This is a genomic window from Campylobacter concisus (genome assembly GCF_902460895.1).
GTDB lineage: Bacteria > Campylobacterota > Campylobacteria > Campylobacterales > Campylobacteraceae > Campylobacter_A > Campylobacter_A concisus_BC.
On the sequence record NZ_CABPVL010000002.1, the window covers coordinates 126,067 to 139,567 of the forward strand.

Consider the following 13,501-nt stretch of genomic DNA (forward strand, 5'->3'; position numbering starts at 1 on the left):
TGCAACTCCTTAAAAATTGCAAAATTATATCATTTTGCCTTTAAAATTTATTTTACGCGTTTAAAGATGTATTTATCTTTTAGCTCGCCAGTGACCTCTTTTTGATCCATGTCAAGCATCTTTAGGCTCTCTCCCTCGATCTTATAAAAGCTCTTCTCTTTATACTCATCAACGGTTGTGATAACGCCGTTTTTGACTGAGTATTTGCCCTTGCTAACGGCTTTGTAGTTGTCTTTTGACTTGTAGTTCATCACACTTTCAAATGTGCCGTCTTTTTTAAGCGTAAGGGTTGAGTCTATGCCCATGCAGCTAGCGCAAGGTAAAAATGCCTTGTAAGTGCCCTCGATGCTGCTTACTGGAGCCATGCAGCTACCTTTTACTTCACATTTGCCTTGAGGGACGCTCGCGCTTTGGTTTGACGTAGCACAACCTGCTAAAAGTAGAGCCGCACTTAGTGCAAAGATATATTTTTTCATGCTAATCCTTTAAAAATAAAGTTTGAAAATGTATTATAATACTTAAGAAAATAACAAATTATAAATTAAAGGAGAGAAGATGCAAGTTGAGACATTTGGCGTTTTAGTCGTTATTTTGGTTATTTTTGCATTTTTGTTTTTAAAAGCTGGTATCAAGATCGTTTCGCAAGCAGATAACCTGCTGATCGAGCGACTTGGTAAATTTCACAAGGTGCTTGATGGGGGATTTCATATCATCATCCCATTTGTCGATCAGATAAGAGCGATCATAACTATAAAAGAGCAGCTTGTTGATATCACAAAACAGCAAGTCATCACAAAAGATAATGTTAATATTAGCGTTGATGGCATCGTCTTTTTAAAGGTATTTGACGCAAAAATGGCGGTTTATAACGTAGATAACTACAAGCGCGCCATTGCAAATTTAGCCATGACAACGCTTCGTGGCGAGATAGGCGCGATGAATCTTGATGATACGCTAAGCTCACGCGACCGCCTAAATGCCGCACTTCAAGTGGCTCTTGGCGACGCAGCTGGCAACTGGGGCGTAAAGATCATGCGTGTGGAAATTTCTGAAATTTCTGTCCCGCTTGGCATCGAAGAGGCGATGAATATGCAGATGAAGGCTGAGCGTGAAAAGCGTGCGATCGAGCTAAAAGCCTTGGCTGAAAAAGAGGCACTAATCCGCAACGCAGAGGCACTAAAACAAGAAAAAGTGCTTCAAGCAGAGGCGATAGAGCGTATGGCTGATGCGAAAAAATACGAGCAAATCGCCATCGCAACGGCTCAAAAAGAGGCTATGGATATGATAAATGACAGCATGAGCAAAAACGCAAATGCGGCTGAATTTTTGCTTGCGCGTGACAGGGTTGGGGCATTTAGCGAGCTAGCTAAAAATAGCTCAAAAGATAAAATTTTAGTCCCTTATGAGGCGACTGAGCTAATTGGCTCGCTTAGCGTTTTAAAGAATTTCTTAGCTAAGGATAAGGCGTGATAAGTCCTTTTATAATGATAGCCATAGGCGCGCTCTTGTGCGTGGCTGAGCTTATGCTATTTTCATTTTATCTGCTCTTTTTTGGCGTCGCTTTTATCATCGTTGGGGCGGTAAATTTTGGCTTTAGTTTTGAGTGGAGCTTTCAAATTTTAGCCGTCTTAGCGCTTGCCTTTATCTTGCTTGTGCTCTTAAAGGCGCCGTTAAAGAGTAAATTTATGGCTAAAAAAGAGAGCTTTAACGAGGAGTTTTTAGATGAGCCAGGAGTTGGCGAGATCAGAGAAAATATGGTCTATTTTAAAGGCACTCTTTGGAAGTATGACGGAGCGCTAAAAAACGGCGAGAAAGTGCAGGTTTTAGGCACCAAAGGCGACAAAGTTATATTAAAATAAAGTGCCATCTGGCACTTTAATTATTTTGCGTGAGCTGGGCAGCCTGCTGGCATTTGCTCATGCATCGCACCTTGCATGCCGTGATGTGGGCAGCTTGGCATATTTTCTTGCATCATTTTTTGATGATGAGCACATCCACAACTTGCACCTTGAGGCCCAGCTGGCTTTGGCTCGTTTTTGGCACAACCAACTAAAAATAGACCGCAGATAACGGCAAATATCATCTTTTTCATAACTCGCTCCTTTAAAGAATTTCTCACATTTTAGCCTTTAAAAATTAATTTTTCATAACGCCTGATTTATCATATTTAAAAGCATTTTTGGCTAAACTCTCGCCCAAAAATAAGCAAAATAAAAGGTTAAATTTGAAAAGACTTAGTGTAAATGAAGCCATCGATCTTATAGAAAATGCACCGCTTCACGAGCTTGGCAAGATGGCGCTAGCTAGAAAAAAAGAGCTTCATCCAGAAGGCATTACGACCTTCATTGTAGATCGCAACATCAACTATACAAATGTCTGCTGGGTGGATTGTAAATTTTGCGCATTTTACCGCCACGTAAAAGAAGAAGACGCTTATGTGCTAAGTTTTGAAGAGATCGGCAAGAAGATCGAGGAGCTAATAGCCATCGGCGGCACGCAAATTTTATTTCAAGGTGGCGTTCATCCAAAGCTAAAGATCGAGTGGTACGAGGAACTTGTGGGCTACATTAGCAAGCACTATCCAAGCATCACGATACATGGCTTCTCAGCCGTTGAGATCGACTACATCGCAAGAGTTTCAAAAATTTCTACAAAAGAGGTCTTAAGGCGCCTAAACCAAAAGGGCTTATACTCGATGCCAGGGGCTGGAGCGGAGATTTTAAGCGACAGAGTGCGTGACATCATCGCCCCTAAAAAGTGCGACACCGCAGACTGGCTTCGCATACACAAAGAGGCGCACGAGCTTGGCATGAAGACAACTGCTACGATGATGTTTGGCACGGTTGAGAGCACTCGCGAGATCGTAGAGCACTGGGAGCATATCAGAAATTTGCAAGATGAAACGGCTGGATTTAGAGCATTTATACTTTGGAGCTTTCAAGGGCTAAATACAAAGCTCATGCAAGAGTTTCCAGAGATCAAAAAGCAAAGCTCAAACGTCTATCTAAGGCTTCTTGCGGTTTCAAGGCTCTTTTTGGATAACTTTAAAAATATCCAAAGCAGCTGGGTCACGCAGGGCAGCTACGTAGGCCAGCTAGCGCTTCTTTTTGGTGCAAACGACCTTGGTAGCACGATGATGGAAGAAAACGTCGTAAAAGCCGCAGGTGCTAGCTTTAGGATGAATCAAGACCAGATGATCGAGCTTATAAAAGATGTCGGAGAAATCCCAGCTAAGCGCAACACAAACTACGATATTTTGGAGAAATTTTAGATGAAAATTTTAGATATCAATGTAAAAAATGTAAAAATCCCAGTCGTTTTTGAAAGCTCAAAAGCGATGCCAGTAGTGAGCCTAAAACTAGTTTTCAAAGCAGCTGGTAGTTCGCAAAATGGCAAGCTAGCAGGTCTTGCAAGGCTAAGTGCAAATTTGCTAAACGAGGGCGATATGAAGCTAGGCTCGGCTAAATTTGCCAAAGAGCTTGAAGTGCGGGCGATTAGCCTAAATGCAAGCTGCGGCTTTGAGACATTTTGCATCGATCTAAACTGCCTAAAAGAGCACTTTGCCTTTGCGTGCGGCAAGCTAAAAGAGCTTATAAGCGCTCCAAATTTAACAGATGAAATTCTAAATAGGTGCAAAACCGTCACACTTGGCGAGATAGCAGCAAATGAAAACGACTTTGACTACGTGGCAAGGCAGGGGCTCTTTGAGCTTTTGTATCCAAAAAGCGTGCTTTCAGAGCCAAGTATCGGCACTAAAAAGAGCATAAAAGCGATCACGCTTGAAGATGTAAGCAAATTTTTAAGCGAGCATTTAGATCTTTCAAATTTGCTTTGCGTGCTAGGTGGCGACATCGATGAGAAGCAGACAAAAGAGCTTGCAAGCGTTTTAGAGATCCTAAAACCTGGCAAGGTGCGAAAGCTCGAGCGCTTTAGCCCAAGTGACAAGTGCGAAAGTAGCGAGATCATCAGGCAAAGCGAGCAGGCATACATCTACTTTGGTGCGCCATTTAACGTAAAACCTGAAGAAAAATACAAGGCCGCAGTGGCGACATTTATCTTAGGCGAGGGTGGCTTTGGCTCGAGGCTCATGGAGGAGATCCGCGTGAAAAGAGGGCTTGCATATAGCGCCTACGCTAGAAATTTGCTAAATCTCTCTTACAGCCAGCTTTACGGCTACATGCAGACAAAAAATGAGAAAAAAGATGAAGCCATCGCCGTTATAAAAGAGGAAATTTTAAAATTTAGTAAAAAAGGCGTTAGCAAGGCCGAGCTTGAGCAGGCGAAGAAATTTTTACTTGGCTCGTTGCCGCTTAGGCTTGAGACGCTATTTAAGCGCCTTGACATAGCACAAGGCGAGTTTTATGAGCATGGCGAGCTTGGGGCATTTTTAAAGGACCTTGATAAAATTTCAGCCCTTTCGCTAAGCGAGCTAAATAGCTTCATAAAAGCCCACGCAGAGATCAATCAGCTAAGTTTTTGCGTCTTAAAAAATGAAATTTGAAGCAAGCGACAGAGCAAAACTTCTAAAAATAGGCGTGCTTAGCCTGCTTGACCTTGCTCTCGTGCTACCAAAGGGCTTTGAGGATACGACGATCGCTAAGAGCCCAAGAGAGGGGCAAGTCTGCATAAATGTAAAGATCACTTCGCTCGCCTCGCGCCCTGGCATGCTAACCGCACTTGCCTTCTGCGAGCAGTGGCAAAGTAGCGTAAAGATCGTCATTTTTAACGCAAAGTCTTGGCACTACGGCGCTTTTAAGACGGGCAAAGAGATGGCGATATATGGGCTTTGCTCCTACGCCTTTGGCTCATGGCAGATCGTAAATCCAAAAATCACCACAAAAATAGGCCAGATCGTGCCTAAATTTAAGACCGAGCTAAAAGATGAGGAGTTAAAAAAACTCATATTAAAATATCTAAATTTGCAAAATTTAATGGCCGAGGGCTTAAACGAAAAAGAGGCTAAATTTCTAGCTGATCTACAAAGGCTAGACGAGCAAAGCGTGCAAATTTTATACCGCCTAAAAAATGATAATGAAGGCTTAGAAATTTTAAAATTTGTAGAAATTTTTAACTACATAAAAAAGCTATGTGCCAAAAAAACCTACTTTAAAAGCCCAAAGATCAAGCTTTTTGATATAAACTCTTGGCTTAAGAGCTTGCCATTTACGCCGACAAACGATCAGATAAACGCCATAAATGACATCAGAGACGACCTTAGCGCCGTGCAGGCAAAAAGGCGCGTCATAATGGGTGATGTGGGAAGTGGCAAGACGCTAGTTATCCTAGCGGCTGCTCTTAGCGTCTATCCGCAAAGTGCCATTTTGATGGCGCCAACAAGCATTTTAAGCGAGCAAATTTATAATGAAGCAAAGAGGCTGCTGCCACCTTTTATGAATGTGATGCTGGTGCGAAGCGGGGAGAAAAAGATAGACTTTAGCGGAGCAAATTTGATCGTTGGCACGCATGCGCTACTCTTTCACGAGCTGCCAAACTCGCCGCTTGTCATGGTCGATGAGCAGCACCGCTTTGGCTCAAACCAGCGCAAAAAGATAGAGGAGCTTGCTTCAAGCGAGGACGAGCGAGCAAATTTCGTGCAGTTTTCAGCTACGCCGATACCTAGGACGCTAAGTTTAATCCAGTCTGAGATCGTAAATTTTAGCTTTTTAAAGCAGATGCCATTTAAGAAAAATATAACGAGCCAAATTTTAGGCGCTAGCGAGTTTGGCTTTTTGCTAACTCACATCAAAAAGCAGCTTGCAGGCGGCTTTCAAGTAGCCATCATCTATCCGCTAGTTGAGAGCAGCGAGAGCTCAAACTACCAAAGTCTAAGCGAGGCGCAGGGCTTTTGGCTAAAGAATTTCAAAAATGTCTTCGTCACGCACGGCAAGGACAAAGAGAAAGAGGAAATTTTAAGGCGGTTTAGAGAAGAGGGCGAAATTTTGCTCTCAACCACCGTTGTAGAGGTGGGTATCTCGCTACCAAGGCTAAATACTATCGTAATCGTGGGTGCTGAGCGGCTGGGGCTTGCCACGCTTCATCAGCTGAGAGGCAGAGTGGGGCGAAATGGCGGCGATGGATACTGCTTTTTATTTACCAAGCTAAAGGAGGCGCCAGCTAGACTAAAAGAATTTTGCGCGACAAATGACGGCTTTAAGGTGGCAGAGCTTGATCTGAAAAATCGCCAAAGCGGCGACATACTAAATGGCTTTTTCCAGCACGGAGCGACCTTTAACTTCTACGACTACGAGGACGATATCACGCAGGCTGCAAAGGCCAGAGTGGCGGAATTTAAAAATAACGCTTAAATTTGATCTTATGGGTTGTGTTAAATTTAAGGTAGATAATTTTTTTGGCTGATGGGATATAAATTTGCGTCAAATTTAAGATGAGAACGCAAACTTTTACGGCTAGCTTTAAATTTGATAGAAAATGGTGACTAATACGCGGGTTTATTTAGCTTTATCGTGACCGATCTTGTCTTTTTCAATATCGCTATTAATAAAAAGGTTCAGTCTAGTTCTCTGTGGCAAAATGGCTCAGGGTTTAAAAACGTCTTTACTTTTGCGCTATACCTAAATTTGTCTTATCTAGCAAAATTTAATCTTTCGCAAGCTCTTTTTAAAATTTATATGAAATTTGATATGACGGGATAAATTTATCCTTTTTATCGCTCACTCCCAAACCCCTATATTCTCTCTTTTAAACCTTGCTACCATGTCTTCATCGCCACTTCGCTCGTTAATACAAATCCACTCTTTGATATTCTTTGTCAGCCATTCGTTCTCTACCGCATATCTACACATAAACAAACCCAAATTTGCTAAGTCATTTTCATCGCCCTTTGCGTGAAAGGTGTTTTTATCAATTTTGATCAAGTCGCACTGCTTAGCAAGTTTGTCTAAATATTCATAGATCACGTCTAGCTTATACTTTTTCTCTCTTAAAACCTTTTCTTCATCGATCACGATCTTTGTGCCTAGTAGTGGGTAAGCCATAGTTTTTCCTTTAAATTTATTTTGCATTTTAGCATTTATGGTTAGTAAATTTAAGTAGAAATTTTTAGATAAAACGACTATCTGCCCTTAAAAATTTAAGAGCAGATAAATTTAGAGTGGATAAGTGAGGCAGCAGTTTCTTTTTACTTCGTCGATGTAGCTCACGTTTAAATTTAGTCCATAAAGCTGGCTTAAATTCTCGCTTCTAATTATCTCATCAACCGTGCCAAATCCAACCTCGCCATCACCCTTTACAAGAGCGACATATCCGCCAAGAAGCACGGCAAAGTCAGGGTTGTGAGTGGTTAGCACGACCGAGTAGCCAAGCTCTTTTAGCCATTTGACTGTGCGTAGGAATTTATACTGGTTGCCAAAATCAAGCGCGCTCGTTGGCTCGTCAAATATGATCATCTTTGGTTGCGCAGCCATCGCACGAGCGATCATACACATCTGCTTTTGACCGCCACTCATCTGCGTGATGAAGCGATCCTCAAGATACTCGATCTCAAGCTTTTTGGTGTAAATTCTAGCGATCTCCTCGTCCTCTTTGCTAGGTCTTGCAAAGATACCAAGGTGCGCCGCACGGCCCATCGTGATAAACTCAAGCCCTGTGTAGTCATACTCAGTAACCTCGCTTTGAGCCACGTATGCCATGATCTTAGCGCGCTCTTTGTTGCTTAGGCTATCTACGTTTTTGCCATCAAGGAAAATTTCTCCAGAAACTGGCTTTAGTGAGCCGCTTATTAAGCCTAGAGTGGTTGATTTGCCAGCTCCGTTTCGACCAAGTATGGTTAAAATTTCCCCAGCGCCTATCTTTAAATTTACATTTTCTAGTTTGCCAGCCCCATTTGGGTAGCTAAAGTTTAAATTTCTAACTTCAAGCATCACGCAACCTTTTTATTTCGCCACAAGACCCAGACGAAAAATACCGTGCCGATAAAGCCAGTAAGTACGCCAAGAGGCACTTCGCTCACGCTTATGCTGCGCGCTAAAGTATCTACAAAAAGCAAAAATATCGCACCCATAAATATGCTTGCAGGCATGCTTTTTATGTTATTTGCGCCAACTAGCATGCGAGCTAGGTGAGGCATGAGAAGTCCCACCCAAGCGACTATACCGCTTATGCAGACGCTGCATGCTGTAAGAAGCGTAGCGCAGATGATGATGACGGCGCGCTCAAAAGCCACATTTACGCCCAGCCTTGCCGCACTCTCGTCGCCAAGAGATAGCAAATTTATGCGCCAGCTCATGGCGATTAGTAAAATGGCGCAGATGATCATCACTGGAGCTACGTATATTAAGTTATCGCTATCAAGCTTAGCAAGGCTACCAAGCTGCCAATAAACAATGTCAGGTAGCTTTGTCTCAGGGTCTGCGACATATTTTAAAAAGCCGATTATTGAGCCCATAAGGCCACTTACGATGATACCAGAAAGAACCAGCATAAGCGTGCTCGCGCGCCCCATCATCTTAGGTATGGCTAGAGTGATAGCAACGGCTGCTAGGCCAAAGCCAAATGCAAAAATTTGTATCCAAAATAGCGATAGATCAAAGATAATGGCAGTTGCAGCTCCCACGCAAGCACCAGCCGAGACGCCAAGAAGATCAGGGCTTACTAGCTGGTTTTTAAAGACGCCTTGATAGGCTGCACCACTCACGCTAAGAGCAGCTCCAACAAGGATGGCTGCGATGATACGCGGTATGCGTAAATTTTCTATCACATTTGTGATGTTGCTAGCTGCGCCATCTCCAAAACCAAAACCGTGAGCTAGCACGCTAAAGACGTCGTTAAAAGGTATGTAAAATCTACCAACGCCAAGTGCGACAAAGGCGCAAACAAGCGTTAGTAGAGCTAAAAAGATAACAACTATTGAAAAATTTGCGTTTTTCATATCTTACTTACTGCTACCATCTGGATTTAGGCCTTTTAAGATATAGCCATACTCTGTGTCGGTAAGCTCGTGACCTAAAAACTCTTTATAAAACTCTTTTGTTTTTACTTTCATATCGACATCTTTAAATAGATCTGGTTGGATAGTTTTTGCTGCCCATAAAATTTGAAGTACGTTTTCAGCACCATATCTATCCCAGCTAAATACACCTTTTGGGTTGCCGTAAATTTTGCCGTTTTTAACAGCATTTGAGCCAGAGAATGCAGGGTGCTCTTTTATCTTTTTGATCTGTGCATCTGTGTCATTGCCGCCAACGATGATGATATCAGGATTTGCATTGATGATCTCTTCTGCGCTAACTTCGATCATTGAGCCCTCAGTATTGATAGCATTTACACCGCCACCTAGCTTGATCCAAGTGTTTTGGATAGTGTTTGTACCATCAATTTTTAGCAAATTCGCTCCGCCAAGAAGGTGAAGTACTTTTGGACGTTTAGCGTCAGGGATGTTTTTTGTTCTTGCTGTTACAAACTCAGAGTTATCGTGGATTTTATTAGCAAGTTTTTCAGCTTTTTTTCTAGCGTCATCAGTGCCTATGACTTCAGCTGTTGCGTAGATGCTTTTCTCCATATCTGGATAGTCTCTAAAGATCAAATTTACCGCGCTAAAGCCGTTTTTGATAAGTTCATCTTGGTAGTTTTTGTTAAAAACTATGATAACATCAGGAGCAAGCTTAACAAGCTCTTCGATCTGAAGGTCTTTGCCGTTTAGTGCAGCTGGTAAATTTTTAAGTTTTGGATAGACGTGCTCAAACCACTTGTTGGTTTTGATCAGATCAGTTGTGGCTACAACCTTATCCATACCGCCAAGTGCTAGGATGATCTCGTTGTTTGCATTCCATAGTGCAGCGATCTTCTCAACCTTCTCAGGCACGCTTACTTTGACGCCTTTCATATCTGTGATGCTTCTAGCAGACTCAGCAGCGCTTAGGCTAAGAGCTGCAAAAAGTGAAGCAACAAGGCCTATTTTAGCCACTTTGTGCATGAAATTCATTTGCATATTTTTTCCTTTTTTCGTGTGAAATAGTTTGGTTGATATATTACTGCTATTTACATTAATGTTATGTAAAATTTGCATGTTCATTGTGAAAAAATTGCATGTTTTGTAAATTCATATAAAGCTAATAGGATAAATATTCTCTTTTTATTGACATATATCATTAGTCACTATTTTGAAATGAGATAAACTTTCTCCTAAATTTTAAAAAAGGAGAATTTATGCGTGAATACAAAAGATACTGGCTCGCACTTGTTGCTGTGCTGGTAGTTTGCTTTAGTATTTTAGGCTACTATGGCGTTGAGGTTTATAGAAATTCGCCTCCAGTTGTAAATTTTACTGACGAAAATGGCAAGGTCGTAATCGATAAAGAGAGTATCTACAAAGGTCAAGAGGCTTGGCAAAGCATAGGCGGTATGCAGGTTGGCTCTGTTTGGGGACACGGGGCATATCAAGCGCCTGATTGGAGTGCGGACTGGCTTCACAAAGAGCTAGTTGCCTTTTTAGAGATCAAAGCTGATGAAATTTATCATCTAAAATACGCTGATCTAAATGACGAGCAAAAAGCAAATTTAAAGGTTTTGCTCAAAAAAGAGTATAGAGAAAATAGCGTAAAGGACGATAAATTTGTGCTAAGCGCTGATAGGCTAAAGGCAATAAGTCAAGTAGCTAGCGAGTATGCTGCGCTTTTTGGTAATGACCCTAAATTTAAGCCTTTAAGAGAAGCTTATGCGATGAAAGAAAATACGCTTCCAAATGCTAGCGACAGAGCCGATCTAAACAACTTCTTCTTCTGGTCAGCCTGGGCAACAGCGACAAACAGACCTGGTAGCGAGGCAACCTATACAAACAACTGGCCGCACGAACCACTAATCGATAACGTGCCAACAAGTGAGAATGTCTTTTGGTCGATCGCAAGCGTCGTGATACTTCTAGCTGGCATTGGCTTGCTTGTTTGGTTTAGCTCATTTTATGGCAAAAAAGATGATGAAAAGCTTGAGCCAATTAGCGAAGATCCGCTTAAAAAGCTAAATTTAACTCCATCACAAAAGGCGCTTAAAAAGTATCTCTTTGTCACGCTGGGGCTATTTGCGTTTCAAATTTTAATAGGCGGCTTTACAGCTCACTACACAGTCGAAGGACAAGAATTTTATGGCATAAATTTATCAGCCTACATTCCTTATTCGCTTGCTAGAACGTGGCATATACAAGCTAGTATCTTCTGGATAGCGACTGGATTTTTAGCAGCTGGACTATTTTTAGCCCCTATCATAAATGGCGGCAAGGATCCAAAATTTCAAAAGCTTGGTGTTGATCTGCTCTTTTACGCTCTACTTTTCCTTGTAGTTGGCAGTTTTGTGGGCGAATATTTAGCTATCGCAAACATTATGCCTATAAATTTAAGCTTCTGGCTTGGACATCAAGGATATGAATATATCGATCTTGGACGAGTTTGGCAGATCATTTTGTTTGTTGGTCTTGTCATCTGGATGCTTCTGCTTCTTCGTGGATTTGCAGGTGGGTTTAAAAACAAAGGCGATAAAAATTTACTTGCTATCTTTGCTATGTCAGCTGTTGCGGTTGGCTTGTTTTACGGAGCAGGGCTATTTTATGGTCAAAGAAGTCCGCTTCCTGTGATGGAGTACTGGCGCTGGTGGGTTGTACACCTTTGGGTTGAGGGCTTTTTTGAGGTATTTGCGACAGCCTCACTTGCCTTTGTCTTTGTTTCTTTGGGCCTTGTCTCAAAAAGATTTGCGACATTTTCAACGCTTGCAAGTGCGTCACTCTTTATGGTAGGTGGGATCCCAGGCACCTTCCATCACCTCTACTTTGCAGGCACTACAACGCCTATAATGGCTATTGGTGCAAGCTTTTCAGCGCTTGAGGTCGTGCCTTTGGTCTTACTTGGAGCTGAGGCATATGAACACTACAAACTCCAGTTTGCTCAAAGCTGGGCTAAAACGCTTAAGTGGCCACTTTACTGCTTCATCGCAGTTGCCTTTTGGAATATGCTAGGTGCTGGCGTCTTTGGATTTTTGATAAATCCTCCAATTTCACTATTTTACATCCAAGGACTAAATACAACGCCAGTTCACGCACACGCGGCACTATTTGGTGTTTATGGATTTTTGGCACTTGGCTTTGTTTGGCTTGTGGCTACTTATCTATTTAAAGGGCAAGAATTTGATGAAAATCTGATGAAAGTTGGCTTTTGGGGACTAAATGCAGGACTTATGCTAATGATCGTGCTTTCACTACTTCCAATAGGAATTTATCAAGCATTTGCAAGCTTGGAGCAGGGCATGTGGTATGCAAGAAGTGCTGAGCTTTTACAACAGTCACACTTGCAAAATTTAAGATGGTTAAGGATGCTTGGCGATACGATTTTAATAATCGGCGGCATCTGCTTCTTTGCTCAGCTTTTAAAATTTATGCTTAATAAAAAGGCTTAAATTTATGGGGGGGGCGCTTTGCCCCTTTATTTAAGCTATCTTTTCATAAAATAGTGCAAATTTAAAGGATAGAAATGATGACATTTTTAAAGAGAATTTGCGTTACATTTGTTGTGCTTTTGCACCTATTTTTGGCTCTTGTAGTTGATTATTCATTCCCGCACTACGCAAGCGTGCAGATAACTGGCGGCGACGTAAAACGCATGGACAAAGATGGCATAATAGACGCTAAAAACCCAGCCGATGGGCCTGTAAGAGATGTCTATTTTATCTACACAAAAGATGCGAAAAACGCTGAAAAAGTTATGGCTTATAGAAACGAAGATACGGCGTGGGGCTTCCCATTTTATTTTAAATTTAACTCAGCCGACATCCAAGCCAAGGCTCAAGGCTTTACAAATAGCGATAAAAACGTCACTATCAAATACTATGGATATAGAATTTCTATGCTAAACGAGTTTAGAAACGCGATCTCGATAAAAGATAGCGGCACAAACACTAGCTGGCCTATCGCTAGCTACGTCCTTTACTTCATTTTATTTATCTCGCTTATCATCTGGATAAGAAAGATAAACAAGGCTTTTGCGCCAAAAGTTGAAAATTTAGAGACGAAAAAAGAGAGTGTTTAAAACAGTGGGCTAGATCAGCCCTTTTTGTTTATAAGATCAATTAGCCTAACGTCCTAGCTTCTTACGATTAGGCTCTTTGGCAGGTTAAATTTAGCTATCACTTCGCACTCTTTCTCTCTCATCTGCCCATCATCTTTTTCGTGGTCAAAGCCCAAGATATGCAGTAAGCCATGTGTGAAAAGTAGCGCAGTTTCGGCTTCTTCGCTGTGATTTAGCTCGGCTGCTTTTTCTTTTACCATATCTTTGTTTATGACTATTGAGCCAAGTGGGGCATGGACGATAAGCTCAAGGGGAAAGCTTAAGACGTCGGTGGTTTTGTCTATGCCACGCTCGGATCTGTTTAGCTCTCTCATCTCATCTTTGTTGATAAAAACTAGCTCAACTTCACCAGGCGTTAGATATGAGCAAATTTGATCTAAAATTTCAGGATAACTCTCTTCGCAAAGTATCATTTTTGGCTTGTCCTTAGTAAATTT

General features: G+C 41.8%; 14 protein-coding genes. 7 read left to right on the top strand and 7 right to left on the bottom strand.

The genetic code is table 11. From position 1 onward, the window contains the following. Positions 1-47: 47 nt before the first annotated feature. A complete protein-coding gene (locus F3G98_RS01830; RefSeq protein WP_103607976.1) occupies positions 48-476 on the bottom strand; it encodes a copper resistance protein NlpE in 429 nt (142 codons plus the stop codon). Positions 477-555: 79 nt separating this feature from the next. On the opposite strand from F3G98_RS01830, the gene F3G98_RS01835 reads away from it, so the two are divergent. Both F3G98_RS01835 and F3G98_RS01840 read left to right on the top strand, forming a co-directional pair. Continuing rightward, entirely contained in the window at positions 556-1,470 is a 915-nt protein-coding gene (locus F3G98_RS01835) for an SPFH domain-containing protein (RefSeq protein ID WP_103607975.1), read from the top strand. Continuing rightward, positions 1,467-1,859 carry an NfeD family protein gene (locus F3G98_RS01840; RefSeq protein WP_103607974.1) on the top strand — a complete coding sequence of 131 codons (393 nt, stop codon included), beginning with the start codon at positions 1,467-1,469 and terminating at the stop codon, positions 1,857-1,859. The genes F3G98_RS01835 and F3G98_RS01840 overlap by 4 nt, the downstream gene beginning before the upstream one ends. 20 nt (positions 1,860-1,879) lie before the next feature. Here F3G98_RS01840 and F3G98_RS01845 read toward each other — a convergent pair whose 3' ends face one another. Beyond that, positions 1,880-2,092 carry a hypothetical protein gene (locus F3G98_RS01845; RefSeq protein ID WP_021092949.1) on the bottom strand — a complete coding sequence of 71 codons (213 nt, stop codon included), beginning with the start codon at positions 2,090-2,092 and terminating at the stop codon, positions 1,880-1,882. Positions 2,093-2,224: 132 nt separating this feature from the next. On the opposite strand from F3G98_RS01845, the gene F3G98_RS01850 reads away from it, so the two are divergent. From F3G98_RS01850 to recG, 3 genes are read left to right on the top strand one after another with little or no spacing between them, the layout of a single operon-like run. Further along, positions 2,225-3,271, top strand: a complete 1,047-nt coding sequence (locus tag F3G98_RS01850; RefSeq protein ID WP_103607973.1) for a dehypoxanthine futalosine cyclase — start codon at positions 2,225-2,227, stop codon at positions 3,269-3,271. Continuing rightward, a complete protein-coding gene (locus tag F3G98_RS01855; protein WP_149701918.1) occupies positions 3,272-4,501 on the top strand; it encodes a M16 family metallopeptidase in 1,230 nt (409 codons plus the stop codon). Further along, positions 4,491-6,305 carry an ATP-dependent DNA helicase RecG gene (gene recG, locus F3G98_RS01860; RefSeq protein ID WP_149725660.1) on the top strand — a complete coding sequence of 605 codons (1,815 nt, stop codon included), beginning with the start codon at positions 4,491-4,493 and terminating at the stop codon, positions 6,303-6,305. The genes F3G98_RS01855 and recG overlap by 11 nt, the downstream gene beginning before the upstream one ends. 366 nt (positions 6,306-6,671) lie before the next feature. Here recG and F3G98_RS01865 read toward each other — a convergent pair whose 3' ends face one another. From F3G98_RS01865 to F3G98_RS01880, 4 genes are all read right to left on the bottom strand, one after another. Beyond that, positions 6,672-6,995, bottom strand: coding sequence for a hypothetical protein (locus F3G98_RS01865; protein ID WP_103634580.1), 324 nt, complete (start codon positions 6,993-6,995; stop codon positions 6,672-6,674). Positions 6,996-7,106: 111 nt separating this feature from the next. Then, entirely contained in the window at positions 7,107-7,880 is a 774-nt protein-coding gene (locus F3G98_RS01870; protein WP_009294599.1) for an ABC transporter ATP-binding protein, read from the bottom strand. Continuing rightward, the gene (locus F3G98_RS01875; protein ID WP_103611862.1) at positions 7,880-8,887 is read right to left on the bottom strand and encodes a FecCD family ABC transporter permease; all 1,008 of its coding nucleotides are present in this window, start codon (positions 8,885-8,887) and stop codon (positions 7,880-7,882) included. Before F3G98_RS01875 ends, F3G98_RS01870 begins: the two co-directional genes overlap by 1 nt. 3 nt (positions 8,888-8,890) lie before the next feature. Then, positions 8,891-9,946, bottom strand: coding sequence for an ABC transporter substrate-binding protein (locus F3G98_RS01880; protein WP_149725661.1), 1,056 nt, complete (start codon positions 9,944-9,946; stop codon positions 8,891-8,893). A 218-nt stretch (positions 9,947-10,164) separates the two neighbouring features. On the opposite strand from F3G98_RS01880, the gene F3G98_RS01885 reads away from it, so the two are divergent. Next, positions 10,165-12,396 (top strand): nitric-oxide reductase large subunit, encoded by a 2,232-nt coding sequence (locus F3G98_RS01885; protein ID WP_149725662.1) that lies wholly within the window; start codon positions 10,165-10,167, stop codon positions 12,394-12,396. Between the two features lie 74 nt (positions 12,397-12,470). Continuing rightward, complete coding sequence (locus tag F3G98_RS01890; protein ID WP_107969211.1) at positions 12,471-13,025, top strand: DUF1523 family protein; 555 nt, start codon at positions 12,471-12,473, stop codon at positions 13,023-13,025. 53 nt (positions 13,026-13,078) lie between these two features. Here F3G98_RS01890 and ybeY read toward each other — a convergent pair whose 3' ends face one another. Continuing rightward, the gene (gene ybeY, locus F3G98_RS01895) at positions 13,079-13,477 is read right to left on the bottom strand and encodes an rRNA maturation RNase YbeY (protein WP_149725663.1); all 399 of its coding nucleotides are present in this window, start codon (positions 13,475-13,477) and stop codon (positions 13,079-13,081) included. Positions 13,478-13,501: the final 24 nt, after the last annotated feature.

What these genes read in the sequence shown, in the direction of transcription:
- F3G98_RS01830 (WP_103607976.1), bottom strand. Translation starts at nt 476, where the DNA reads ATGAAAAAATATATCTTTGCACTAAGTGCGGCTCTACTTTTAGCAGGT.
- F3G98_RS01835 (WP_103607975.1), top strand. Translation starts at nt 556, where the DNA reads ATGCAAGTTGAGACATTTGGCGTTTTAGTCGTTATTTTGGTTATTTTT.
- F3G98_RS01845 (WP_021092949.1), bottom strand. Translation starts at nt 2,092, where the DNA reads ATGAAAAAGATGATATTTGCCGTTATCTGCGGTCTATTTTTAGTTGGT.
- F3G98_RS01855 (WP_149701918.1), top strand. Translation starts at nt 3,272, where the DNA reads ATGAAAATTTTAGATATCAATGTAAAAAATGTAAAAATCCCAGTCGTT.
- recG (WP_149725660.1), top strand. Translation starts at nt 4,491, where the DNA reads ATGAAATTTGAAGCAAGCGACAGAGCAAAACTTCTAAAAATAGGCGTG.
- F3G98_RS01865 (WP_103634580.1), bottom strand. Translation starts at nt 6,995, where the DNA reads ATGGCTTACCCACTACTAGGCACAAAGATCGTGATCGATGAAGAAAAG.
- F3G98_RS01870 (WP_009294599.1), bottom strand. Translation starts at nt 7,880, where the DNA reads ATGCTTGAAGTTAGAAATTTAAACTTTAGCTACCCAAATGGGGCTGGC.
- F3G98_RS01875 (WP_103611862.1), bottom strand. Translation starts at nt 8,887, where the DNA reads ATGAAAAACGCAAATTTTTCAATAGTTGTTATCTTTTTAGCTCTACTA.
- F3G98_RS01880 (WP_149725661.1), bottom strand. Translation starts at nt 9,946, where the DNA reads ATGCAAATGAATTTCATGCACAAAGTGGCTAAAATAGGCCTTGTTGCT.
- F3G98_RS01885 (WP_149725662.1), top strand. Translation starts at nt 10,165, where the DNA reads ATGCGTGAATACAAAAGATACTGGCTCGCACTTGTTGCTGTGCTGGTA.
- F3G98_RS01890 (WP_107969211.1), top strand. Translation starts at nt 12,471, where the DNA reads ATGATGACATTTTTAAAGAGAATTTGCGTTACATTTGTTGTGCTTTTG.
- ybeY (WP_149725663.1), bottom strand. Translation starts at nt 13,477, where the DNA reads ATGATACTTTGCGAAGAGAGTTATCCTGAAATTTTAGATCAAATTTGC.